The sequence below is a fragment of the Pseudomonas fluorescens genome (assembly GCF_005938625.1).
Classification (GTDB): domain Bacteria; phylum Pseudomonadota; class Gammaproteobacteria; order Pseudomonadales; family Pseudomonadaceae; genus Aquipseudomonas; species Aquipseudomonas fluorescens_BD.
Window position 1 is genome coordinate 1 of sequence record NZ_VCNJ01000130.1, and the last position, 1,054, is coordinate 1,054.

The 1,054-nt window shown below is 62.0% G+C and carries 1 protein-coding gene and 1 pseudogene; both read right to left on the minus strand.

Annotation, left to right across the window (positions count from 1 at the left end; all coding sequences use genetic code 11):
• Nucleotides 1-731, minus strand: a 731-nt coding sequence (locus tag FGA82_RS32030) for a type II secretion system F family protein (RefSeq protein ID WP_171057409.1), incomplete at its 3' end; no start/stop codon positions are given.
• Nucleotides 731-1,054, minus strand: a pseudogene (locus tag FGA82_RS32035) (type II secretion system protein GspE); the annotation flags it as partial. The gene FGA82_RS32030 and the pseudogene FGA82_RS32035, both read right to left, overlap by 1 nt.

Consider the following 1,054-nt stretch of genomic DNA (forward strand, 5'->3'; position numbering starts at 1 on the left):
GCATAACGTAGATACAGACGCCACCTCCAGACACTGGCGGCCATGATTCCAGCGCACAGCCAGCCCCAACTGCGGATGAAATCACTCGCGTTGAGCATCGCCAGGGTTAATCCCGGCAAATCCTGCCGCGCCTGAGAAAACGCGCTGACCACCTGCGGCACCACGTAGCTAAGCAAAAAAATCACAATGCCGATCGACACCAGCCCGACCACACCGGGATAGATAAACGCCGTAAGAATCTTGCCGCGCAGGTTGTTGCGTTCTTCGATGTAGTCGGCCAGCCGTTCCATGACCTGCGCCAGATCGCCGGACTCCTCCCCGGCCGCAATCAGCGCGCGATAGATCTCGGGAAAGTCTCGCGGTCGTGCGGCTAGAGACTCAGCCAGCCGCATGCCGCTGCGCACATCCGCACGAACGGCGCTGAGGGTGTGGGCGATGTGCTTTTTCTCGGCCTGCTCGACCGTGGCACTGAGCGCTGCTTCCAATGGCAGACTCGCGCCGAGCAGGCTCGCCAATTGACGCGTGGCCCAGGCCAGATCGTTGTCCGATAGTTTGGCGCTGAACAGTCCGCCACCGCCGTGACTGGCGACGTTGCTTTCTTTGCTTACCGACAGTGCAGTCAAACCGCGTCCACGCAAAGCGCTGAACGCGGCAGCCTGGCTATCGGCCTCAAGGTGCCCGGATTCAATCTTGCCGGTCGCATCAGCGGCTTCAAAACGATAGCGATTCATCAGGCGTCCCGTGTCACACGGAGGATTTCTTCAGGGGCGGTGGCGCCGCTGCGGATCCAGCGCTCACCGTCCTCACGCAGGCTGAACATCCCGGCCTTGGCGGCGGATGCGCGCAAGGCCTGCTCCCCTGCCCCTTGGTGAATCAGCGTGCGGATGTCGTCGTCGATGCAGAACAATTCGTGGATGCCGGTGCGGCCGCTGTAGCCGGTTTGATTGCAGTTTGCGCAACCGACCGGGCGCCAGGTGCCGGGCGCGGTGGGGTCTTCTTCCTTGCATTGATTGCACAGCCGCCTCACCAGTCGCTGCGCCAAAACCCCGAGCAT